This is a genomic window from Clostridium sp. Cult1, assembly GCF_021655095.1.
In the GTDB taxonomy this organism is placed as follows: Bacteria; Bacillota; Clostridia; order Tissierellales; family Tepidimicrobiaceae; genus Schnuerera.
In genome coordinates, this window is the sequence record NZ_PPXW01000001.1 from 1,558,062 (window position 1) to 1,582,375 (window position 24,314).

Annotated in this window: 16 protein-coding genes, 2 pseudogenes and 1 riboswitch; of the genes and pseudogenes, 1 reads left to right on the plus strand and 17 read right to left on the minus strand. The window is 32.0% G+C overall.

Annotation, left to right across the window (positions count from 1 at the left end; translation table 11 throughout):
- Positions 1-3 precede the first annotated feature (3 nt).
- From C3E89_RS07740 to C3E89_RS07795, 12 genes are all read right to left on the minus strand, one after another.
- Positions 4-744 (minus strand): energy-coupling factor transporter transmembrane component T family protein, encoded by a 741-nt coding sequence (locus C3E89_RS07740; protein ID WP_236911867.1) that lies wholly within the window; start codon positions 742-744, stop codon positions 4-6.
- On the minus strand, positions 728-1,402 hold the full coding sequence (locus C3E89_RS07745; RefSeq protein ID WP_236913451.1) for an energy-coupling factor ABC transporter ATP-binding protein: 675 nt from the start codon (positions 1,400-1,402) through the stop codon (positions 728-730). The genes C3E89_RS07740 and C3E89_RS07745 overlap by 17 nt, the downstream gene beginning before the upstream one ends.
- Positions 1,395-2,081, minus strand: coding sequence for an energy-coupling factor ABC transporter ATP-binding protein (locus C3E89_RS07750; protein WP_236911868.1), 687 nt, complete (start codon positions 2,079-2,081; stop codon positions 1,395-1,397). The genes C3E89_RS07745 and C3E89_RS07750 overlap by 8 nt, the downstream gene beginning before the upstream one ends.
- On the minus strand, positions 2,078-2,590 hold the full coding sequence (locus C3E89_RS07755; RefSeq protein ID WP_236911869.1) for a molybdopterin-dependent oxidoreductase: 513 nt from the start codon (positions 2,588-2,590) through the stop codon (positions 2,078-2,080). Before C3E89_RS07755 ends, C3E89_RS07750 begins: the two co-directional genes overlap by 4 nt.
- Complete coding sequence (locus C3E89_RS07760; RefSeq protein WP_236911870.1) at positions 2,580-3,653, minus strand: alkaline phosphatase family protein; 1,074 nt, start codon at positions 3,651-3,653, stop codon at positions 2,580-2,582. Before C3E89_RS07760 ends, C3E89_RS07755 begins: the two co-directional genes overlap by 11 nt.
- The gene (locus tag C3E89_RS07765) at positions 3,646-4,224 is read right to left on the minus strand and encodes an ECF transporter S component (protein WP_236911871.1); all 579 of its coding nucleotides are present in this window, start codon (positions 4,222-4,224) and stop codon (positions 3,646-3,648) included. Before C3E89_RS07765 ends, C3E89_RS07760 begins: the two co-directional genes overlap by 8 nt.
- 43 nt (positions 4,225-4,267) lie before the next feature.
- Positions 4,268-4,750, minus strand: coding sequence for a hypothetical protein (locus C3E89_RS07770; RefSeq protein ID WP_236911872.1), 483 nt, complete (start codon positions 4,748-4,750; stop codon positions 4,268-4,270).
- Positions 4,751-4,760: 10 nt separating this feature from the next.
- Positions 4,761-5,939 carry a 4Fe-4S binding protein gene (locus tag C3E89_RS07775; protein WP_236911873.1) on the minus strand — a complete coding sequence of 393 codons (1,179 nt, stop codon included), beginning with the start codon at positions 5,937-5,939 and terminating at the stop codon, positions 4,761-4,763.
- Positions 5,936-7,513, minus strand: a complete 1,578-nt coding sequence (locus tag C3E89_RS07780; RefSeq protein WP_236911874.1) for an FMN-binding protein — start codon at positions 7,511-7,513, stop codon at positions 5,936-5,938. The genes C3E89_RS07775 and C3E89_RS07780 overlap by 4 nt, the downstream gene beginning before the upstream one ends.
- Before the next feature lie 8 nt (positions 7,514-7,521).
- Entirely contained in the window at positions 7,522-8,328 is an 807-nt protein-coding gene (locus tag C3E89_RS07785) for a molybdopterin-dependent oxidoreductase (protein ID WP_236911875.1), read from the minus strand.
- A 46-nt stretch (positions 8,329-8,374) separates the two neighbouring features.
- Entirely contained in the window at positions 8,375-12,337 is a 3,963-nt protein-coding gene (locus tag C3E89_RS07790) for an S-layer homology domain-containing protein (RefSeq protein WP_236911876.1), read from the minus strand.
- 74 nt (positions 12,338-12,411) lie between these two features.
- On the minus strand, positions 12,412-13,554 hold the full coding sequence (locus C3E89_RS07795) for an S-layer homology domain-containing protein (protein ID WP_236911877.1): 1,143 nt from the start codon (positions 13,552-13,554) through the stop codon (positions 12,412-12,414).
- 94 nt (positions 13,555-13,648) lie between these two features.
- A riboswitch (molybdenum cofactor riboswitch) is annotated at positions 13,649-13,767 on the minus strand.
- A gap of 147 nt (positions 13,768-13,914) precedes the next feature.
- Between C3E89_RS07795 and C3E89_RS07800 the strand changes: the two genes are divergently transcribed.
- The gene (locus C3E89_RS07800) at positions 13,915-14,430 is read left to right on the plus strand and encodes a nucleoside-triphosphatase (protein ID WP_236911878.1); all 516 of its coding nucleotides are present in this window, start codon (positions 13,915-13,917) and stop codon (positions 14,428-14,430) included.
- Positions 14,431-14,635: 205 nt separating this feature from the next.
- Here C3E89_RS07800 and C3E89_RS07805 read toward each other — a convergent pair.
- From C3E89_RS07805 to C3E89_RS07825, 5 genes and pseudogenes are all read right to left on the minus strand, one after another.
- Positions 14,636-18,066 (minus strand): annotated as a pseudogene (locus C3E89_RS07805) (pyruvate carboxylase).
- Positions 18,067-18,097: 31 nt separating this feature from the next.
- A complete protein-coding gene (locus tag C3E89_RS07810) occupies positions 18,098-19,102 on the minus strand; it encodes an isocitrate/isopropylmalate dehydrogenase family protein (RefSeq protein WP_236911879.1) in 1,005 nt (334 codons plus the stop codon).
- 31 nt (positions 19,103-19,133) lie between these two features.
- Positions 19,134-21,050: an aconitate hydratase gene (locus C3E89_RS07815; RefSeq protein ID WP_236911880.1), complete on the minus strand. Its 1,917-nt coding sequence runs from the start codon at positions 21,048-21,050 to the stop codon at positions 19,134-19,136.
- A gap of 21 nt (positions 21,051-21,071) precedes the next feature.
- Positions 21,072-22,418, minus strand: coding sequence for a 2-isopropylmalate synthase (locus C3E89_RS07820; RefSeq protein ID WP_236911881.1), 1,347 nt, complete (start codon positions 22,416-22,418; stop codon positions 21,072-21,074).
- 316 nt (positions 22,419-22,734) lie between these two features.
- A pseudogene (locus tag C3E89_RS07825) lies at positions 22,735-24,228 on the minus strand (IS1182 family transposase).
- Positions 24,229-24,314: the final 86 nt, after the last annotated feature.

The following is a 24,314-nucleotide window of genomic DNA, read 5'->3' on the forward strand; positions in this document are numbered from 1 at the left end:
CAATTATCTAAAATTATAAAAAACAATAGAAAAAACAGTAAAAAAAACACTTATAGAAATTATCAAATAGTCTATTTTAGACATTTTCAAAACCAAATAGCTTGTACGATTATCATAAGCTCTAAAGCCTCTCATCTCAATAGCTATAGAAAGCTTTTCAGCTTTTAATATAGTTCCTACTAATATGGGAGTAAATATGTATGAATACAGACTAATCCTCTTCCTTATTGGTATATTATTGATTTCAATTCCCCTGAGTTGGATAGCAATTAAAGAATCTTTAATCTCCTCAGTTAATAGAGGCAAAAACCGAATCCCAAGGGCTACCATAAAAGCTATATCATATGGTAATCCCCATTGGACAAATCCTTGAACTATTTCCCTTGAATTTGAAGTAGCAATAATTGTCACAGAAAATATTATTATCATCATTCGCAATATAAATTGCATACTCTTTGCCAAGCCAGTAGTATTCAGAATTATAAAGTTTCCAGCAGAAAGAAGAATTCTTCCTTCAGTAGAAAATATACTTTGAATTATTGCAATTAGAATTACTACATAGAGAAGCCTTTTAGTTTTTTTAAAGCTTCTTTTCAAATTTATCTTAAAAAGCTTAGCAATTAAAATAGTTAAAATTAAAATTAAAAAAAGAGAAAGGCTATCTTTAATTATTATTCCTAAAGTTGAGATACACATTACAATAATCAATTTTGTCCTTGGATCAAATTCAAGTTCTTTGGTCATAGGTTATTTCACCTCTATGAATCTTTATCACTCGGTGGGAAATTTCATCTACAAAGAAATTATCATGGCTAATGATAGTCATGCCTACACCTTTTTTCATAAGTTCTTTTAACACTTCCATCAATATATTTTTCCTCTCAAAATCAAGTCCAGTAGTCGGTTCATCTAATATTAAATATTCTGGATCATTAATCAATATTGTAGCTATAGCTAGCCGTTGCTTTTCTCCTTGGCTTAGAAGTAGTGGGGATTGTTTCCTTAAATCTTCTATTTGAAACAATTTTAATAGCCCTTCTACTTTCTCTTCTATATTCACTTCATTAAAACCTTTAAACTTTAATGTAAATCCTAATTCTTCTTCTACTGTATTGGTAAAAAAGTGATTTTCAGGATTTTGGAAAAGATAACCTATCCTAGATCCTATTTGAGCTAAGCTAAATTGAGATATCTTTCTATTAGCAATATATACTTGTCCATTTTTGGGCTTTAAAATCCCCATCATAAGTTTTCCTAAAGTGGTCTTTCCACTTCCATTTGCCCCTATAATACCTGTAACTTCATCTTTTATAATTTTTAAGTTAATATTATTTATTATTGGCTTTTCATTATTATATTCAAAATATAGATTTTCCAACTCTATATAGCCCAATCTATTCACCAACCTTATAACCCCTTAGCAAACCATTCTTTAGTTCTAATACTCTATCTGCTATATCTAAAATATCAAAATTATGCTCCACTAAAACTATAGTCTTTCCTTCTTCTTTTAAATTTTGAATTATCTTCTTTATTCTTTTCCTCCCATCATTATCTATCTGAGCTGTAATTTCATCAAATAATAGAATATCTGGTTCCATAGCTAAAACGGCAGCAATGGCTATTAATTGCTTCTGCCCTCCAGACAATTTATTAGGATTTTCATATCTATAATCTTCCATATGAACAATTCTAAGTACCTTTTCTATTCGTCTTCCTATCTCTTCTCTTTCTACCATTAGGTTTTCAGGACCAAAAGCTATTTCATCTTCAACAGTAGGTGAAAAAAGTTGAGTATCTGGATCTTGAAATACTATTCCAACCCTTTTTGTAATATCTGCTATCTTTAAATGATCCATGTTTTTTCCCCACAATTTAACGTCACCATAGACTTCCCCTTTACGAATATGAGGAATTATTCCACTCATTATACTTAATAATGTACTTTTTCCACTGCCACTCGAACCTATTAATGCTAACACCTCTCCTTTAAATACAGTTAAATCTATTCCTTTTAATACATAATGGGAGCTAGATTTATATTTAAAATATAAATCTTTTATCTCTATCGGATTCATCATTTTACTTCCAACTCCACTACAAATTTACACCATCTTTGACTAAACTGATCTTTTCTAACGATTATTTGATAAGGACCACTTCCTCCTTCTTCTTTGCTTTTTAAAAAATTTCCATTAAATTGATATGCTAAATATATATTATCTTTATCAATTACTTCTTCAATACTAAAGGCTACAGTATAACCATCTATTCCCCTTACTAGAATCTGCTGTTTATCTTCAATACCAATCCTAGCTTCCTCGATTATATTTTTTACAGGCACTCCAGTATAATTATGTTCTTCTGGATTACTATCACTAGTATCTAAAACTGCAGCAAATTCTTCTTCCCCTAACTTAATTATATCCTCAAATTTTAGTCTAGTTTCTAAACCTTCTCCTTTTACTATAATCTCCGCATTCTCATGGGCTTGTCTATTGTCCTTTACCATTTCCCTATTCATAAAAGCAAAAACCCCCATAATAATAATTAGTATAAAGATAATGATTCCTATAGTTCTATTGTTCAAACTGGTTCCCTCCATCCATAATTATATAGGGAACCACCATATCTTCATGTCTAAATTCCCCATGATCCCCACCATTCTCTGTAGAATGCATACCATGGTCAGCGGTGATTATTACTTTACCTTTCCAATTAGACACTATATCTTCCACATAAGCATCTACTCTTTTAATAAATTCCATGGCTTCTATAGATAGATCACCATAGGTATGTCCACAATCATCTATTCCATGAAAATGTGTAAATATAAAATTATAATCTTTCTCTATGGCGTCCATAGTAGATTGAAATACTTCATCATCTGTAAATCCATCTTCATTTCTATCTAAATTTAATACTGGCTCAATTTCTGTCTGTAATATTCCAATATTTCCTTCTATATACATAGTCTTCTTCTCCAAATCTTGGGCAAATTTAAAAATAGAATCGACTTTCAACTCCCTTTGTTTCCTTGAATAAATCCCACTTTCTATAGGATTTTTACCTGTAATTATTGCAGCCAACCCTGCATTTGTAACGGGTTTATATACAGACAATGCTTTAGTTGTTTCTGGTTGCATTCCTAGAAAAGGTAGGTATCCATTTTCTACAGCATATTTATATTGATGATAGCCAAATCCATCTAATAAAATAAATAATACATCTTCCTCTATTAAATAATGGGACATATGATAATAGGCATCTTTTATACTGGCCTTAGGAGGATTAATCATAACTCCTTTTACATCTTTTATTATGGTATTACCACCTTCATCTACGTAATTTATATAATTATCCTTGACTTGGAAATAACCATCTTCTTCAATATATTCTAACTCGCCTAATCCTCCCATGATTAAAGCTTCTTCATATTTTTCTTCTACAATACCTTCTAATTTAAATACTTCATCTTGATTATCTATTGAGATAAATTTTATATTCTTTTCACTGTCTATAATATTCATTCCAATATCCTTTCTATCTGGAAGAGGTAATTCATTATCCTTAGACATAAATTTAGCACATGAAGTTATGGATAGTATTATTACACTCAACACAAAAAACAAAATAAAGTTTCTTTTATTCATTATATTCTCTCCCATTGATCAGATTTTCCAATACTTGATTCTTTCTCAGCTGTTTATAACTTCCATATGCTATTAATCCGCCTATTCCTCCTGATAAAGAAGCTGTAGCCAAAGTCAACACTAAAGGAATTAAGGGTAGCCTAAAAAAGATTACATTGACCAAAAAAGTTCCACTTACATTGGCTAATATTCCAGCAATAAAAAAATCACCTTTTTGAAATATTTTAGATTTAACCATTAACATATATGAATCCACTATTAATCCAGGAATTATATAAGTGAGAAAACTTATAATCCCGTGGGTACCGTAGATTCCTAGACTCACTACCATAATAGCTTGTACTATGGATATTAATGTAGCAACTCCAATTTTTCTTATTAAACCCATTCCTAAAACTATCCACATCATATATAAACCACCTGCAATGGCACCACCAGGAATATAAAGAGGTCCAGTTATAATATGTGCAAGAGGTACTATAACGGGTTTAGTTGCTATACCTAATGTTGCCATAAGGGCGATAACAATTATTTCAAATACAGAGAATTTATTGACTAGTCTTTTAAGCATAGTATTTCCTCCAAAATTTAAATATCTTCATCCTATATAAATACTACTCCAAAATAATCTCCTCCACATGCTTAATCCAACGTTGACTAAATGGGTCTTGTCTTATCACTAATTGGAATGGCCCATTGCCTCCTTGACTCTTAGATTTCATCGGCTTTCCATCTCTTTCAAAGGTTAAATAAATATTGTTTGGCTCTTTTATCTCTTCTATACCTAAGATAATCCTATATCCATCTGATGCATTAAAAGTTATTTTTTCAACCTTTGATATATCAAAATCTAATGAAGATAATAGCTTTGACATTTCAATTCCTTTATATTCCGTTTCAACAGGTTTGTTACCGCTACTTCTTACTACAGCAGGGAAACTTATGGCATCACTATGATTGTATATAAAATCCTTTTCTACCACCTGCTGATTTTCTCCTTGAACAATATTTATAGATATATTTCCTCCTTTAGAAAAACTAAATATAAGTATTATTCCAATTACAATCACTATGGGTATAATCTTTTTTAGATTCATAGCATCCTCCTTATTTTCTTTCTAAGGCTTGGCTTATTCCACTTTTAACCCCATTAATAAATCCCCTACTACTAGCTGTAGCTCCACTAATTGTGTCTATGTTTAAATTTTGAGTCTCTATTATCTCTAAAGAAATTTTTTTAAATACCTCTTCATAATACCCTGTGGTTTCACTATGACTAATTGGATATATTTCAATTATTCTATTGTTTTCTACTATAACTTCTACCTGCATAATACCACCAAAACCAATACCTGTACCTATATAAGTTCCATCTTTTAAACTGTCTAAATCGACAATAGATTGAGAGCTAGCCTTTGGTTTAATTAATGGAAGTAGAAGATATATGCTAATTAATAAAATAAGGCTAATTGTTATATACTGGTTTTTCACCAAACTAAACCTTCCAAAATTTAATGAATAACCTTCTGTACCTTTTAAGCACTGAGATTCTTCACATTCTAAACATTTAATACACTCTGGTGAAATCTCCAGTTTATTTGGTTTTTCTATGTTAACAGGACAATTCTTTAAACAATAATTACATCCATTGCATCTTTTATTGCTATAAATATTCGATGGTCCCAAGGCAGATAAGAGACTCTGAAAAGCTCCAAGAGGACAAAACCATCTGCAAAAGACCCTTTTGGAAAATAAGGAAGACAGTACAATCAACAACAATACTATAGATCCTATTTGAAAACTCATTCCCATAAAAACATTTAAATAAGCCAACCAAGGGGAATAGGGAGATACTACATTCCCCTTGCCTAGAATACTTAATATCAAAATCAACAATAGTATAAAGTATTTCAATATTTCAGGATTGAAAAATTTCCCCTTTGGTAACTTTTTTTCCTTAATACCAAGTTTTACCCCTAAGAACTTGAAAAAATCTTGTAATGCTCCAATTGGACATATAAATCCGCAGAAAAACCTACCCATTAATAATGCAGTTAAAGATATTCCAATTGTAAGTGCCATAGATTTGGATATTCCCCTCCATCTAAAGGATGGGTCTGTAAAGGCAGATTTTAATGCACTCCACCCTCCATAGGGATTTATATCGCCAATTGATAATATTCTCCAGTTTATAGTTCCATTAATATATAAAAAATATATTATAGAAATTAATATCATAAGTAGAGTAAAAACAATTTGTATTAAACTACGTTTTTTTAAGTTCATTTTTTCTCAATCCTTACTATATCTTTCATTAGCTCACTTTCTCCTTGGTATAAAACTACTTTATTGCCACCATCTATTATATAGGAATTAATCATTTCTTTTAAGGATAATTCTATTTCATCATCCTTACTTACTACTACGAACTGATTTCCTTCAGTCCATCTCATACCTGCTGTTAACAATACATCTTCCAATAATAATCCTTCCTTACCATTAATATCTTTTGTTCTAACTACTTCAACCATTTTTTCAGGAAATATTACTGCATCTTTAGTAGTAGAAAAATGAGTCATATTTTTAACATTCATGCCAAGTTTAAAATTTGGTGCTATATTCATAGGGGCATTTTCCCCCTCTACCTTTATAAAGTATCTTTGTCTGACTAAAGAAATAGTTTCATTTTTTATTAACCCATCGGAAGCAGCCATTGTGAAAAATCCTTTTTCATCAACCATATCAAACTTTCTTAGAATTTGTCCTACCTCGATAGACTTGTCTTTACTGCCATAGTACTCATAGTAATAAGGTTCTATATCTTCAGTTAAAGGATTAAATATATGTATCTTATCAATGTCTTTAGGCGATATTTCATCGTATAAATCTATATTGGAAACCATCTTAACCCAATAAGGTCCCAATTCATTAGGTATGGCTATCCTTACAGGTTTTTCCTCTTCTTTTAAATCTTTTCCATTAACCTGCCATACCAAAATCACATCACTAGATTCCAGTTTTTCTCTATCTATCATTGTATAATAACCATCCCGACCTGTGACTCCTACACCTTCATAATCCTTTAAATCCAAACCTTCTCTTTCCAAAACATCTCTAAGAGTTGGCCCTTTTACCTTCATTTTAGTCTCTGTACCTGTAGTATTGATCAAAACTACTTCCATTTCCAGCTGCTCATATTCTTTTATTTCCTCTATATCTATTCTAGTCGAACCATCTTCCCAGTTTATTGCAAAGCTATTGGTATCCTTTTGCCACATTTCCTGGGGAACCACATCGGCAACCCTTTCCATTTCTATATCATTCACCTTATATTGATATGCTCCAATAGCCGCATTTACAGCATTAACTACTGCCTGAGAGCTTACAGTAGCCCCAGTTACTTGGACTATATCCTCTGGATTTTTCTTATCTAAAACCACCAGGTTTAGATATTTATCAATTACTATATTTTTAAATCTATCTAAAAACCAATCCTCTTCAATATGTTCTGCATAATCTAAGGTTTCTTCATGTTCTAGTATTTCTATTCCCATTAATTTATCATCTTCGCTATCCATGGCTACTAATACATCAATAGGGCCATTGTAACCTACACAACTGACGACAAAAGCCCTAACTTGTCCATCTATTTCATAAGCTCTCTTTATACCTGGAAAATTTAAAGAAATAAATATATCATCCGAAATATCTTTAACAATCTGAATCTTTTTGGCATTAGGGTAAAAATCCTTTACTTTAAGTTCTTCTTCAGAAACTTTATTATTTAGGCTGAAAAATATAAGAACTACAGCAACCACAACCATTAAAAAAACTAAATAGAATTTTTTACTTTTCATCATACCACTACCTACTCTACTATTATTTTATCGATATTTGATACCCATTGAGGTTTGTTTATATCTCCTGGTTCCTTCTGACCTACAACCAATTTAAAGGGAGGCCCTTCTGTTATATCATATTCTTCTCCATTTTCTTCCCAAGCAATAATCATAGGAAACTTTTTATCAGGATCGGTTTCATCAATATAATCTTGTCTTTTAACTTGTTCAACAGAAAACTCCATTTTATAGTCATCTGTTGCTACTATGGTAACCTTTGTAGCATTTGAAGATATCTGAGCCTCTTGTTCTAACAACTTCCATAGATTAACGCCTTTAAAATTCGTATGAGCAGTAGTCCCAAAATTGTTTAAAGAATAAAAATCTCCTTGAAAAATAATACTTTCCATATCTTTTAAGTTATCTAAACTTAATTTCAACTGGTTTTCTACTTTTCCTTCTATTTTTAAAATATTGTCATCTTCTTCTACTTGTTCACTTTTATTGGTTTTATCTGATTCAACTTCATCATTTGTTTTTTTAACACTTTCTGATTCTTCTTCCTTTTTGTTTTCACTTTCTAGATTTTGTTTTACTTGATCTTCCTTTTCTAATTCCTCTTCTTGGCCTCCCTTTTCTAGGTCCTCAGATAGATCTACTTCCTCCTTTGTTTCTTTTTCAGTTCCATCTTCTATATCCTTATGACCTATTTCTTCTTCCTGTTCTATATTCACCGTAGTATCTTCATTTTCATCTTTTGAACCACATCCAGATAATATTAAAGAAAGGGTTAAAGTAATAATTAAAAATATATTAATAAATTTAAACCTTTTCATATAAACCTCCTAAATAGGCAATAGGATCAAGTCCTATTGCCTTATACTAATATTCTAAAAATCTCAATAACATTACTGTAGCTTCTGCTCTTGTTGCATTTAACTGTCCCCCAATAATATTGTCTGATAAGCCTCTCATAATTTCTGCATCTATCATTTTAGCTACAGAGTTTTTTGCCCATTGGTCTACCTCATCATCAAAGTTAGTCAATATATTTTTTACTTCTTCATTGGTCAATTCTCCATCTAATAAATTAGCTAATATAGTTGATATCTCCTGTCTTTCAATTGGTGAATTTGGTTTGAAGGTACCGTCTTTATAGCCCTTAATTATTCCTTCTTTTGCAGCTAATAAGACATCTTTTGCAAACCAGTCTGTAGATTTTACATCACTAAAAGGAATATTATCTATTTCGGGTGAATCTAGACCTAGTATTCTAATCATTATAGCCACAAATTCTGCTCTCGTAATATCATTATCTGGATTAAACTTGTTATTAGTTCCCTTTATATAGCCCATAGTAACCATTTTTTTAATTTCCCTTTTAGCCCAATGGGACTTTACATCATTAAAAGTTTTTCCATAGGTATAAATAGCCGCTCCACCATTGGTTCCTACAAATAAATTGTCTTTATCCCAATCTAGAAAATAGACATTATTCCATTGTTTAGATGGAAATTCATTTGATGCATTAATTATTTCAGCTACTTTTCCAATTCCTTCAGTCTTAATTATACCATTAGCAGTTGTAGCAATATAAAGGACTCCTTCATTTTCTTTGTCTGCTAAGACCAATCTTATATCATCATCTTCAGTTATTGTTGGATACAAATCTTTTGCTGTATAAACCTTTCTCTTCCCATTTAATATATAATCTACTTCTCCTTGGCCAAAACCTGGTGCATTACCAGATCTTACAACCCATACTCCACCTTTATTATCCATAGATATGCTTCTTACCCAATTTAGATTAAAATTAGTGTTATCAAATCCTTCATAGGTTGTAATAGTTCCGTCAGCTGCTATATGTTGATATCCGCCAATATAAAGTGGATTCTCCTCATCTCCTTTTACATCAGGATAATATCCTATCCAAGCTCCCCCTTCTCCATCAGGTTCTATAGCATCTACAGAGTAAGGTAGAAGTCCTTCTTTTTCTGTATAAACCGTCCAATTATCATCTTTATCTACATATACAGCACCACTCTGTGTGCCTATCCATAATCCACCTTTGCCATCAAGCTCTAATTCTTGAACAAAATTGGCAGGTAGCAATGAATTCTCTGTATTTAAAAGTTTCCAAGTATTATTATTCTTTATCAATATTCCCTGAGGTGTTAAAGCTCCTCCAAGGGTAATCCATAGCTCTCCATTTTCTCTTTGGACTATGGCATAACATGTATCCACTTTAACAATACCTGCATTTTCAGTTTCTATTTCTTTTATAGTAGACCATTTTCCTGAAGGGGTTCTATGAGAAAGTCCCCCATTATTGGTACCAATCCACAAACTACCATCTTTGTCGTATTCCATACTCCTTACACTTGCTTCTGGTAGTTCTTTTCCTGTATCGTTTCTATAGGTAATCCATACTTTGTTGTTTAAATATTTCTCTTCATCAGAACCCGAAAGTTCTGGCAAATCCAACTCTATTACATCTTCTATCTTTGGCTCTTCATAATCTCCAGTTCCTACAACGATACAATCTGTCCATTTTACCCACATGGACTTGCTTTCCTCAACTATAAGTCTTAAAGGACCATAGGCGTTGTTGTTTATATATCCAACATCGCTTTCATTAGGCACTAGAGGATATCCATCTACTGCATAAGCTAAAATAATCTTCTTAACCTGTTCTTTAGAATTTAAAACTCCTTCCATCAACTGTTGGCTACTTCTTAAAATTTGATTATAATTAGGTCCACTAAATACCCTTATACTTGGAACACCTACATCATCTTTTAATCCAACAACTTTTGAAATAATATCCCATAGTACTACTCCTTCAAATTCACGAACACCATCTCCAGTATAAACATCTCTTAGTGAATAATCTATCATAGATTCTATTTGCCTAAGAGTAAAGGTCATTGGTTCCTTTACTTGGGAACCCGTTACTCGAAGAACTGGTATATCCAAGTATTCAGTATAGATTCCTTGATTATGGTTCCAAGAAGAACTTTTATCTACATTTTTGTGAGTAGATTCACCTTCCCCAGTTTTATCTCCAGAATCAGTGGATACAGACTCTCCTCCCCCAATAATAATTTCCTTTAAAAATTGTACTTGATTAGCACCGTTAGGATCATTATAATCCGTCTTTCCAAATATAACTCTAAGTGGTCCTCCATCATTACCAAGACCAGGATTAAATCCTTCATCTGTTGGTCTGATAACATAAGGATAACCATTAAAACCATAGGCTACAAGAACGGGCATTCCTGTATGAAGGGGTTTTTCATTAGAGCCATCAAATTTCCCATCTCCTACATCTTCTGCATTTTTTTCATAATATCCGTATAGAGAACTATCCTTTATTTCTCCTATGGTCATTGGGGGAAAATTATAATTGTCTGCTGCAATAAACTGAATGCTAGTATCCTCATCAATTTTTGGATCTATCCCTACTTTTAAGAGTAAATCCCATAAAGGTACTCCTTTATATTTATTGTAATACCAAAAATATTCACTATTAGAAAGACTATACTCGTCCTCATACTTTATATCATCCATTGCTTCTATATCTGATACTTTTAGCTTTATTTCCTTATCTATCTTATCGCCATGAATGATTATTTCATATTTCGAATATTTAGGATCATCATAAGGTGGATAAGTGTGCTCATAAATATTTTTAGCGTCCTTTTCCTCAATATAAATATATGCTACATTGGAGAATTCCTTAGCATTGGCTTTCTCTTGTTTATAGACTAACTTAAAACAGCCATTATCATTATGTTTTTTAGCCTTATATCCCACATCTGTATCTAGATATACAAGGGGAACTTCATTGATTCCATAAGCTATTAAATAATCACCTACTTCCCCTATAGGTACAGTAATTATGGTCTTTCTAGATTTATCTTTAAATATTACATTCCCTGCATTTGATCTGACCTTTACGTAATTGTCTATTAAGTATTTCCCATTTATTCCTTCATAGGTGTTTTGAACAACTTTTCCATCTACTTTTTCATAATATGTACCTTGCTCTTGTCCATCTATATCCTCTTCTATCTGCCTTAAAGATATAGCTCTATATCCTTCAATTCCAGGGCCTTCTATAGTAAAAGTTGCACCGGTTATAGCGTCAATATTATAAGGTGCCCCATCATGACTAATATGTTTATAGGAAGAATCTAATCCTATTCCGTCACTAGGTTTTTCAGATGCCCTATCTTCTCCAATAGTTATTTTTACAACCTCTTTCCCCCATTGGGATAAATTCATATCATCTATGTTAGTTTGACCGAATACTAATTTGGGGAAACCTTTATCTAAATCCTTTTCAATTATATTTCTATCTTCCCATTTTATTGGAGGTGAAAAATTATCTTTAGCATAGTCAGCCAATATAGCTGTATACTTAGCAATCATAGGTTCAGATTTTTCTTTGCTTTTAGCTGTAAAATCCCTGAAATAATAAGTGTTTTTTAGTTCACCTATAGTTTTAGTAAATTCAAATCCATCTGCACAAGTAAATTTAATTTGATAATCCTTATTGGTTTTTAAATTATTTTTACCTATTAAATCGAATAAATCATAACCTTTTGCTTTTATGATCTTATGAAAATTTAAGCTATTGTTTCCAGAATAGATTCTTTCTATCATCTGATATTTTGACCAGTCAGATTCTGTAATTCGTACTTCTTCATTAATACCTGTGCCTGTAATTAAAAGCTCTACTCTAGATGCTTCAACAAAGTCTATAAAGAAAGTAAATTGAGAAAAAACCATTCCTAAAATTAATAAAATTGAAAGAAACTTAACCTTTTTATTTTCTTTCATACAATACCTCCCTATATTATGGAAAAGAGGGAAAACGATGTTACCCCTCTTTCTTAATCTTCTTGGAAAATCAATTATTTAAATAATGTATTATATACTATAACAGCCGCTTCTGCTCTATTGACTACTTTTGCTGGTTCAAATTTTTCTTCTGCAATATCAGCAAATACTCCTTCAGCTTCTAACCAAGCTACTTGACTAGCTGCCCAATGGGAAACAAAATCCCTATCTTCAAAATTTGACTTTTCCATTACAAACTTGTCCATCTTTTCAGCATCCACAACATTAGCTAATACAGCAGCTCTTCCTACTACAGCTGCTATTTCTTCTCTTGTTATTGCCCTATCTGGTTTGAAAGTTCCATCTGAATAACCTGTAAATAAGCCTTTTTCAACTGCTGCCTCTACATATGGAGCAAACCAACTATCAATCTTAACATCATTAAAATTACCAGTATATTCACCTTTTTCGTAACCTAAAGTTTCCACAATTATTTTACAAAACTGAGCCCTTGTAAATTCTTCTTCTGGAGCATATTTCTCATTACCTACTCCATTGATTATTCCTTTTTTTGCAAGCTCTTTTATGGCAGTTACAGCAAATTCATATTCTTCCGTAATATCGGTAAAAGCAATATCCTTCACTTCTGCTGCTGGTTCCTCTTTAACTGGCTCTTCCTTTTCTGTTCCATCAATAGGATCTCCCACAGTTATTTTCACTACCATCTTAAATACAGTACCAAATTCTCCTTCTTCTTTCACTTTTCTATATACAACTATTTCATCATTATCTGGGTTGTCATCATTATCTATTGCTTCACCATTGATTTCATATGCTAAAACATATTTAAGATCTTCATTGAAAATATCTTCTAGAGTCTGAGGATCAATTGGATAACCATCAGATGTTTCAAAATTTACCTCTGCATTTTTAGCAGTTACACCAGCTTTTTCCTTTAATATATAGGATAAGCTAACTCCTTTAACTATTACAGACTTTTCTCCTGATTTGCTATTGTATATGTATTCTTCATTAATTTGTGCTTCTTCTGGCATAGATTTCAAATCTTCTAAAGTTAATTTTAATTCTTTTTCTACACCTGTTCCTTGAATCTCTACTGAATAATTAACAATATTGTCTGCCAATACAACTCCCTGTGATAATAGCAATACTATTGCCAGAATAAATGTTACTGATTTAAATTTTTTAATAATCATTTCTACCTCCACCTTTCTTTTTTCGAATTTAGTTCTAACTAAATCTAAAGTTTTAAGGAGAGGAAAAGTAAAAAACAGCACCCCAATGGAAATGCTGTTATAACAAACTTCTCCTTTCCAATGGGAGGCTTGACCGTTTCCAGTCAAACCCTATCGGCAAGTCAACCATAAATTAAAATTCACAGGTTAAAATGCTCGGAGATTTATTTAGTTTATTAATACTTTAACATACTTATCTTCCTATGTAAAGTAGTAAACAACCATAATATTCATTAAAATAATTTTTGAGACAAATTTCATTTCTTTACTAAATATGCTAAACTATTATCCATAGACTATAGTAAATGTGAGGTGTCTTTAATGAATAATCTCTTTTTAACCGGAAAAATAGGAGTAGGAAAATCAACTATATTAAAAAATGCATTGAAAAAAATAGATTTGTCAGTTGGAGGCTATGTAACAGAAAGAATTTTTGAAGGCTATTATAGGAAATATATCGTTAAATCCCTATATGATAATAAAGAAAAATATACCATTATAAAAGTTGACTCAAGGGATAATTCAAAAAAAAGTTTTATGGAAGCCTTCGAAAATGGAGTTGTTTCAATATTAGATAAGAGCTTAAAATATAGGGATGTAATCGTTCTAGATGAACTAGGTCCTGCAGAAAATGATATAGATATATTTACTTCTAAAGTATTTGAAATATTAGATAGTGAAAAAATAGTATTTGGTGTTTTAAAAGATGATAATTGTAAATTCATTAATGATATAAAGGGCAGAGATGATGTTATAGTCATTACAGTTACAGAAGAAAATAGAGATTTTATTTTGGAAGAAGTTGTAGAGATACTCAAAAATTTTAAGACATTGTAGATGCAGACCCATGCATCTATCTTCTATTATTTTTCGGGCAGACATATAGGTCTGCCCTACTTGAATTTAGTAATTATTATATCAAAAGTAAATTCCTTTTTTCTACTTTATATCACATTTGTCCACTATTTAACTTTTTTGAAATTTTATTTTTTCTATTATTTATTTTATAAGGGGAATGTTTGGCTATGGATTAACTTCTTAACTACTCTAATCTAATCAATAGTTCTCCTGATTCAACCTTTTGTCCTTCTTTAACGGATATTGATTTAACTGTACCTTCAATTGAAGAAGTAACATTTGTTTCCATCTTCATAGCTTCTATTATAGCTACTAATTGATTTGCTTTTATTTTATCACCTTCCTTAACTAAAATCTTAGCTACAGTTCCAGGTATATTGGCACCGATTTCTAGTTTATTCTCTGGGTCTGCAATTTGGGTGAAAACTGGTTTGGCTACTATATTACTGGCTCTATCATATATCTTTACAGCTCTTCTGCTATCATTGACTTCAAAATATAAAGTCCTGTATCCATCCTCATCTAATTTTCCTATTTCAAGAAGTTTTATTACTAAAATCTTTCCTTCTTCTATTTCTACTTCTCCAGTTTCTCCTTCTTTTAATCCGTAGAAAAATATATCACTACTAACTCTACTAAAATCACCTTGTTCCTCTATATTTTTTAAATAATCTTCGAATACTTTAGGGTAAAAGGCATAGGACAATAAATCCTTCTTTAAAGGATTTATATTATATTTTTCCTTTAAATATGCTCGGATTTTATCAAAATCTACAGGTTCAATTAACTCTCCTGGTCTACAATTAATAGGTTCTTCATCTTTTAGGACTAATTTTTGAAGTTTTTTTGGAAAACCTCCCATAGGTTGCCCCATCATACCTTTAAAATAAGATACTATTGAATCTGGAAAAGCCATGTCTTTAGCCTTATGGTAGATATTTTCTGGAGTTAAATCATTCTGTACCATAAATATTGCCATATCGCCAACAACTTTAGAAGTAGGGGTAACCTTTATTATATCTCCAAGCATTTCATTTACAACTCTATACATTTCCTTCACTTCTTCAAATCGATGGCCTAATCCAAAACTCTCAACTTGTGGTCTTAAGTTAGAATATTGGCCTCCAGGAATCTCATATTTATATATTTCCGTAGTTCCTGATTTTAAACCAGATTCAAATTGACTATATATGGGTCTTATATCACTCCAATAATCAGATATCTTTTGTAAATCATCTAAATTTAATCCCGTACTTCTATCAGTATACTCTAATGCAGCAACTACAGAGTTCAATGCTGGTTGGCTGGTTAAACCTGCCATACTATTAAAAGCAGTGTCTACTATATCTACACCAGCTTGAGCAGCCATCAATACTGTGGCTATGCCATTTCCACTAGTATCATGAGTATGAAGGTGGATAGGTATGTCGATTTCTTCTTTTAATGCTTTAATAAGATTGTATGCAGCCTGAGGTTTTAAAAGGGATGACATATCCTTTATTCCTAATATATGAGCTCCCGTCTTTTCTATTTCCTTTGCCATTTTTACATAATAATCTAAGGTATACTTATCCTTGCTATCATCTAGAATATCACCTGTATAACATATACAAGCCTCTGCAACTTTCCCTAATTTTAACACTTCATCTATAGCTATTTCCATACCTTTTATCCAATTCAAGGAATCAAATATTCTAAAAATATCTATTCCTGTTTCAGCAGATTCTCTGATAAATTCTCTAATTACATTGTCTGGATAATTTTTATAACCTACTCCATTAGAACCTCTAATTAGCATTTGAAACAATATATTCGGTATCCTTTTTCTTAAAAGTTCCAATCGTGTCCAAGGCGATTCCTTTAGAAATCTGTAAGATACATCAAAGGTAGCTCCTCCCCACATTTCTAAGGAAAACAAATCCTTTCCTAGTACAGAAGTTGCCTTACTGATCCTTAACATATCTGTAGTCCTCATTCTAGTAGCCATTAAGGACTGATGGGCATCTCTCATAGTTGTATCTGTGAGCAATAGGTTCTTTCTATTTTTAATCCACTGGACCAGACCTTCTGGTCCCCTTTCATCCAATATTTGTTTGGTACCAAAATATTCTTTAGATCTATTCACCTTAGGAACCCTTGGAATATCAAAATCTGGTTTATACCCTTTTGTTTCATTTACTACTTTTTCACCAATAAATTTGAGCACTTTAAGCTCTATATCTTCTTTGGTTCTTATATCGAATAATTCAGGATTATATGTTATAAATCCAGTATCGCATTTTCCACTTAAAAATTCTTCATGATTCAGTACATTTATTAAAAAAGGTATGTTGGTTTTTACTCCTCTTATTTTTATTTCCTTTAAGGCTCTACTAACCTTTTTGCTAGCATCTTCAAAAGTTCTAGACCAGCCTGTACCTTTACTAAAAGGCTATCATAGTAGGGACTTATAGTACCTCCAGCAAACCCATTTCCTCCATCTAGTCTTATACCAAATCCAGAACTAGTTCTATACATGTCTATGGTACCTGTATCTGGCATAAAGTTTTTCAATGGATCTTCTGTAGTTACTCTGCATTGAATTGCAAATCCTCTTGGTTGCACATCCTTCTGGTTTTTTATACCTATTTCTTGAGAATCAAGAGAATATCCCTCTGCAATTAAAATCTGTGCCTGAACTATGTCTACACCTGTGGTCATTTCAGATACGGTATGCTCAACTTGTATCCTAGGATTTACTTCAATAAAATAATGGTTTCCATACTTATCTAGTAAAAACTCTACTGTTCCTGCACCTCTATAATTAACAGCTCTTCCTATTTTCACTGCATCTTCACAAATCCTTTGTCTTTGCTCCTCCGTTATAGAAAAGGCAGGAGTATATTCAATAATCTTTTGATGTCTCCTTTGGATGGAGCAATCTCTTTCATATAGATGTACGATATTTCCATACTTATCTCCTAAAAGTTGTACTTCTATATGTTTTGGTTTCTCCAAATATTTTTCTACGAATATATCATCAATCCCAAAAGCCTTCTTGGCTTCATTTTTAGCACTATAATATTCTTGAATCAAATCCTTCTCATCTCTTACCACTCTCATACCTCTGCCACCACCTCCAGCAGCAGCTTTTAGCATAATTGGGTAGCCACAATAATTGGCAAATTCAATGACCTCTTCTTCTGAAATTACTGCCTTTTCTATTCCTGGAATTGTAGGTACTCCAACACTATTTACCATTTTTTTGGCCTTTATCTTATCTCCTAAACTTAACATCATATCATAGGTTGGCCCAATAAACTCTATCCCCACTTCTTGGCATTTCCTTGCAAATTCTGGATTCTCAGATAAAAACCCATACCCTGGATGGATTGCATCTACACCTTTTTTCAATGCAAGTCTTATAATCTCATCTATATTTAGATAAGCTTCTATAGGGCCTTTATTTTTCCCAATTAGATAGGATTCATCAGCTTTTACTCTAAACAAAGAGTTTTTATCTTCATTAGAATATACTGCTACAGTTCTTATTCCCAGTTCATTACATGCTCTAAAAATTCTAATTGCGATTTCTCCTCTATTTGCAACTAATATTTTTTTGAATTTTTTCTTCATCTAATCGCCTCCACCAAAATACTAAACTCTGTCATCTATTCATAATCTCAATGATCTTTTCTGTAAACTCTTTTGTTCCTAATTTTCCATCTATATCTAGTGTTCTACTTTCTTTATCCTTTAATGCCATCTGTAGGGCTTCTTCAATTTTTGTTGCTGCTTTGTATTCTCCAATATGTTTTAACATCAGTACTCCAGATAAAATTGCTGAAGTGGGATTGGCTATATTCTTGTTGGCTATATCCAATGCAGAACCATGGACTGGTTCAAAAATTGCTACCTCTTCTCCAATATTGACCCCTGGTGCTAATCCTAAACCACCAATGAGTCCTGCAGATAAATCAGATAATATATCTCCATATAGATTGGGAGCTACTATTACATCGTATTCTTGAGGAAATTGAACTAACTTCATACTCATAGCATCTACAATCATCTCTTCAAACTCTACACTGGGATAATCTTTAGCAATTTTTCTCCCAGATTCTAAAAATAGTCCATCGGATAATTTCATAATATTTGCTTTATGAACCAGAGTAACCTTTTTTCTATTCTCTTTAATGGCTAATTCAAAAGCATATCTACATATTCTTTCACTAGCTTCTCTAGTTATAATTTTTATACTTTCTGCCCTATCTTCATCTATCATACGTTCTATACCTGCATATAGATCCTCTGTATTTTCCCTTACTATAAGCAAATCTACATCTTTATGAAGACTTTCTACTTTATCAAAAGATTTAATAGGCCTTATGTTTGCAAATAGATTTAGTTTCTTTCTTAAACTTACGTTTACACTTCTAAAACCTTGTCCTATAGGGGTAGTTATGGGGCCCTTTAAAACTACCTTGTTTTTCTTTATACTATCTATTACATAATCTGGAAGAGGTGTCCCTTCGGTTTCTATAGTATTCGCTCCTGCTTCTACCTTATCCCAATTTATATTAACTCCAGTGGCATCAATAATCTTTACGGTAGCAGAAATAACCTCTGGACCTATCCCATCTCCAGGAATTAAAGTTATAGTTTTTGCCATATCAATTCCCCTTTCAGATAATTTAAAAAATCTAGTTCTTTATGAAGTTTAAAAGACCACCAGCTTTAAGTATTTGTCTTTGCCGTTCAGTTACATCCAGAACCATTAGAAATTGTTGACCTTTAGTTTTATTTTTAATTACTATTTCATCTTCTTCAATTTGGGTTAATAAATTTTCTATAACTAAGTCATCAAGCATATTAATACTATCATAATCTTTTTCTTCCATAAATACTAGGGGTATAATTCCATTATTAATTAAATTTTGTTTGTGTATCCTTGCAAAAGATTTAGCAATTATAACTTTTATGCCTAAATACAATGGTACCAGTGCTGCATGTTCACGGCTGGAACCTTGTCCATAATTAAGTCCACCTAGTATAATTCCCCCTCCATTATTCTTAGCCCTTTCAGGGAATTGTGAATCACAAGGCACAAGACAATAATCTGAAAGATATGGAATATTGGATCTATAGGGAAGGAGTTTTGCATTAGAAGGCATTATATGATCCGTTGTAATATCATCACCTAATTTTATAAGTACTCTTCCTCTTATAGTCTCTTCAATAGCCTTTGCCTGAGGAAAAGGCTTTATATTTGGTCCACGAATTATTTCTACATCTTTTCCATTATTTGCAGGACTAATTATTAAATTATCATTAATCAAAAATTTTTCTGGCATTTCTATATTGAAATCTCTAACATAATTTTTGGGGCTGGTAATATACCCTGTTAAAGCAGAAACAGCTGCAACTTCCGGACTTACTAAGTATACATCAGCAGATGCAGTACCTGATCTTCCTTTGAAATTCCTATTAAAAGTTCTTAGAGAAACCCCATTGGTACTAGGGGATTGACCCATTCCAATGCAAGGTCCACATCCAGATTCCAGTATTCGAGCTCCTGATGATATAAGTTTTGCTAAAGCTCCATTTTCAGCCAACATATTCAATACTTGCTTAGAACCAGGAGCAATAACCAAAGAAACATCCTCCGCTATGGTTTTTCCTTCTAATATCTTTGCCGCCTTCATCAAATCCATATATGAAGAATTGGTACAGCTTCCTATAGCCACTTGATGAACTTTTATCTTTTCCATTTCCGTTACAGGTACTACGTTATCTGGACTATGGGGACAGGCTATTAAAGGTTCCAATTCATCTAATTCTATAACTATAATTTCATCATAATGAGCATTCTTATCAGCTTCTATTTTTGTATAATCTTCTTCTCTTCCCTGAGCTTTTAAAAACCTAAAGGTAATTTCATCAGAAGGAAAAATTGAAGTAGTTGCTCCTAGTTCTGCTCCCATATTAGTTATAGTTGCTCTTTCAGGTACAGACAGGGTTTTAATACCTTCACCAGCATATTCAAATATTTTGTTCAGTCCTCCCTTTACCTTGTACCTTCTTAAAACTTCCAATATAATATCTTTAGCTGATGCTCCAGCATTTAATTTTCCCCTTAACTCAACCTTCACTATCTGAGGCATATTTATATAGTAGGCTCCTCCTGCCATAGCCACTGCTACATCAAGTCCACCAGCGCCAATACTCAACATTCCTAATCCTCCACCAGTTGGCGTATGACTATCAGAACCTAATAAAGTTTCACCCGGTACTCCGAACCGTTCCAAATGAACTTGGTGACATATTCCATTACCTGCCTTAGAAAAGTATATCCCATATTTTTTTGCTATACTTTGTATATATAGATGATCATCTGCATTTTCTGGCCCTGTTTGTAATAAATTATGATCGATATAAGCTACTGATTTTTTAGTCTTAACCCTTTCTACACCTAAAGCTTCAAATTGTAAATAAGCCATAGTACCAGTAGAATCTTGAGTTAAAGTTTGATCTATTCTTAACCCTATTTCCTTTCCTTTCTTCATCTCTCCCTTTACTAAATGTTTTTTAATTATCTTTTCTGCTACTGTTAATCCCATTTATATTCCTCCAGTCTTTGTCTACATTGCTTCAGTTTCTTCATTGTTTAAAATATTAGGAATACATTTAAAAACTAATTCCTTTAGTTCATCATTTCTAATATTTGAAGTCCTTCCCTTTGCATATTCATCATCAATCCATTTTTTTATAGCAATAATCCTAGCATCGCTTTTATCAATTTTATTTTCATCATTCAATCTAAAATATCCATTAATCCATGCAGCAATTCCAGCTAATCCCGAATAAGAATTTACTGCTACTAAAGGTGGTCTACCCAAAACCTTCTTAGTATCAAAACTATTATATATCTCTTTATTTTTAAGCATTCCATCAGCATGAATACCAGCCCTAGTAACATTGAACTCACTACCTACAAAAGGAGTTCTAGCTGGCACTTTGTAATTTAGCTCCCTTTCAAAATAATCTGCAATATCAGCAATGATTTTAAGATTCATGCTTTTAGTGTTCCCTTTAATTTGCCCATATTCAAATATCATAGATTCTAAAGGACAATTCCCTGTTCTCTCTCCAATTGCAAATAATGTACTATTTACTGAAGCCCCTCCATATAGCCAAGATGTGGTAGAATTTACAACTACATTATTAAAATCATTATGTCCATGCCATTCTATGGATTCTGAAGGTACATCGCAGTAATATCTTAAGCCGTGAACAAGAGCAGGCACCGATCTTGGTAATTCGACTCCCACATAAGGTATTCCAACACCTAAAGTATCACAAACTCTTATTTTTACGGGAATATCGTATTTTTTAGATAATTCCATTAAACTTTTAGCCAATGGAGCTACAAATCCAAAAAAATCCGCCCTAGTTATATCTTCAAAATGACATCTTGGAGTAATACCATTTTCCAATGCATTTTCTGCAATAGTAAGGTATGTTTGGATCGCTTCTTTTCTAGTCATGTTTAGTTTATGGAAAATATGATAATCAGAACAAGACATAAGTATTCCAGTTTCCTTTATCCCCATGGATTTCACCAGTTTAAAATCCTCTTTATTTGCCCTAATCCACGAAGTTATTTGAGGAAAATCATATCCTTTAGCCATGCATTTTTCTACTGCCTTTCTATCCTTTTCTGAGTACAAAAAGAATTCCGTTTGTCTGATGATACCAGAACCATTGTCTAATGCATGTAGATATTCAAATATCCTTACCATTTGATCAACTGTCATAGCTTCCATCGATTGTTGACCATCCCTAAAAGTAGTGTCAGTAATCCATATATCCTCTGGAATTTCCATAGGAAGTTGGATATTGTTGAACTTAATCTTTGGAATTTCAGAATAAGGAAATACATCCTTAAATAGATTTGGTCTTAAAGTATCGATTACTTTATAATTCATTTGCTATTCCTCCTTAACATTATTATTTGCAAGTTTATTTTTTTTAGTTTCATTTTTTTACTCTTTATCTCTTCTACCAAATTTGATGCATTAATTCAATAAATTAATATAATGGTTCAAAATCTTAATCCAATTCATATTTGATTTTGTGTTTATTGCAAGTTTTGATACTTCTTTGAGATATGTAGTTTTTTTGATAAAAAATAATAATTGAATTTATTCTAACACAAAATTAAAATGATAACAATACGTTTTTGCAAGTTTTTTTTATTTTCTTGCATTTTTCGTATTGCTTTTTACAAAATTAAAACACCTTCTAATTAGAAGGTATCAGTTTGTAGACAAAACACGGTTTCCTTCTTTATGGAAACCGTGTTTCTTAATGAACAAATAATAAAACTATATAAATTTGATAAAAGACCATGCATATTAACGCATGGATTGGATGGATTTGGTCCATTTTTCCTGGACCTCCACATCCAATTCGCTATCTTCTTTAAATTCATGCAAGCAGCAATAAGCATCGCCTGCGCCTTAACTTTTTTTAAGCCCCGTAGGGTTGTCCAGCGCATGCCATGCTTCTCTTTCATATCTGCAAATACACGTTCTATTGTTTCCTTTCTCATATCGTATATTTCTTTATTAATGCTTGTATGCCTTAAATGCTCGACTTCCTCCATATAATTTCCCCATATATGACGGGTAACAACTTTAGTATGGTTTTTGCTATTTGTGCATTTGTTTATATCTGGGCAATTTATACATATTTTAGAATCTGATTTATACTCCCTATAGCCATCCCTATTGGTTGTACTATACTTTAATATTTGATTGTTTGGGCATATGTAACAGTCATAGTATTCATCATATACATATTCATGTTTTTTAAAAAATTCTTTCTTACCCCTAGGTCTTGTATAGGGCATTACTGGCCTAATTTCTTGATCTATTAACAATTTAGCTATATACGGAACTTTATATCCAGCATCTACTGCTACATACTTTGGTTTGCCTAAGTTTCTTTTAACCTTATCTAATATTGTTTTAAACATTGCACTATCATGGACATTAGCAGCAGTTACGTCTATTCCAAGTATAAACCCGTTCTTATCACAAGCTGTGTGGAAAGAATATGCGTAGCATTTTTCCTTCTCACTTTTATATAACATTCCACTATCTGGGTCGGTTTTACTTATCTTTACTTCCTTGTATTCTGTTTTTTTTTACTCATATCAAGGGGCTTCTTGCCATGTATTTCTCTATCTTCATTTATTTCTTTGTCTAGTAATTCTTGGTAGCTACGCATTTTCTTTTCTAATTTAACTTTATTGTACTTCTTCTTATTGGCATTAGCTTTTACGTGGGTAGAATCTATGAAGACTGCATCTGTATCTATGAATCCTGCATCTATTGCTTGTTCTAGGATACGCATAAATATTTTTTCAAATACGTCTGTATCTTTAAATCTTCTAACATAGTTCTTTCCAAATGTAGTAAAGTGGGGTATCTTATCATGTAGACCATATCCTAGAAACCAGCGATAGGCTACATTAGTTTCTATTTCAGCTATAGTTTGCCTCATTGATTTTATCCCAAAGATATATTGGATGAAAACAATTTTAAATAAAACTACAGGGTCTATACTTGGTCTGCCGGTTTCAGTACTATACATGTCCTTTACTAAATCATAGATAAAGCTAAAATCTATGCAAGCATCAAGTTTTCTAACTAAATGATCTTTTGGGACCAATTGGTAAATAGATATGATTTCAACTTGATTTCTTTTATCAGATTTATTTATCGTTAGCATAACAACACCTCATTTAAAAATATGTTATATATTATATATTCTACAAAAAAGCAGAAAATCCTTTTTGCTTTCAAGGATTTTCTGCT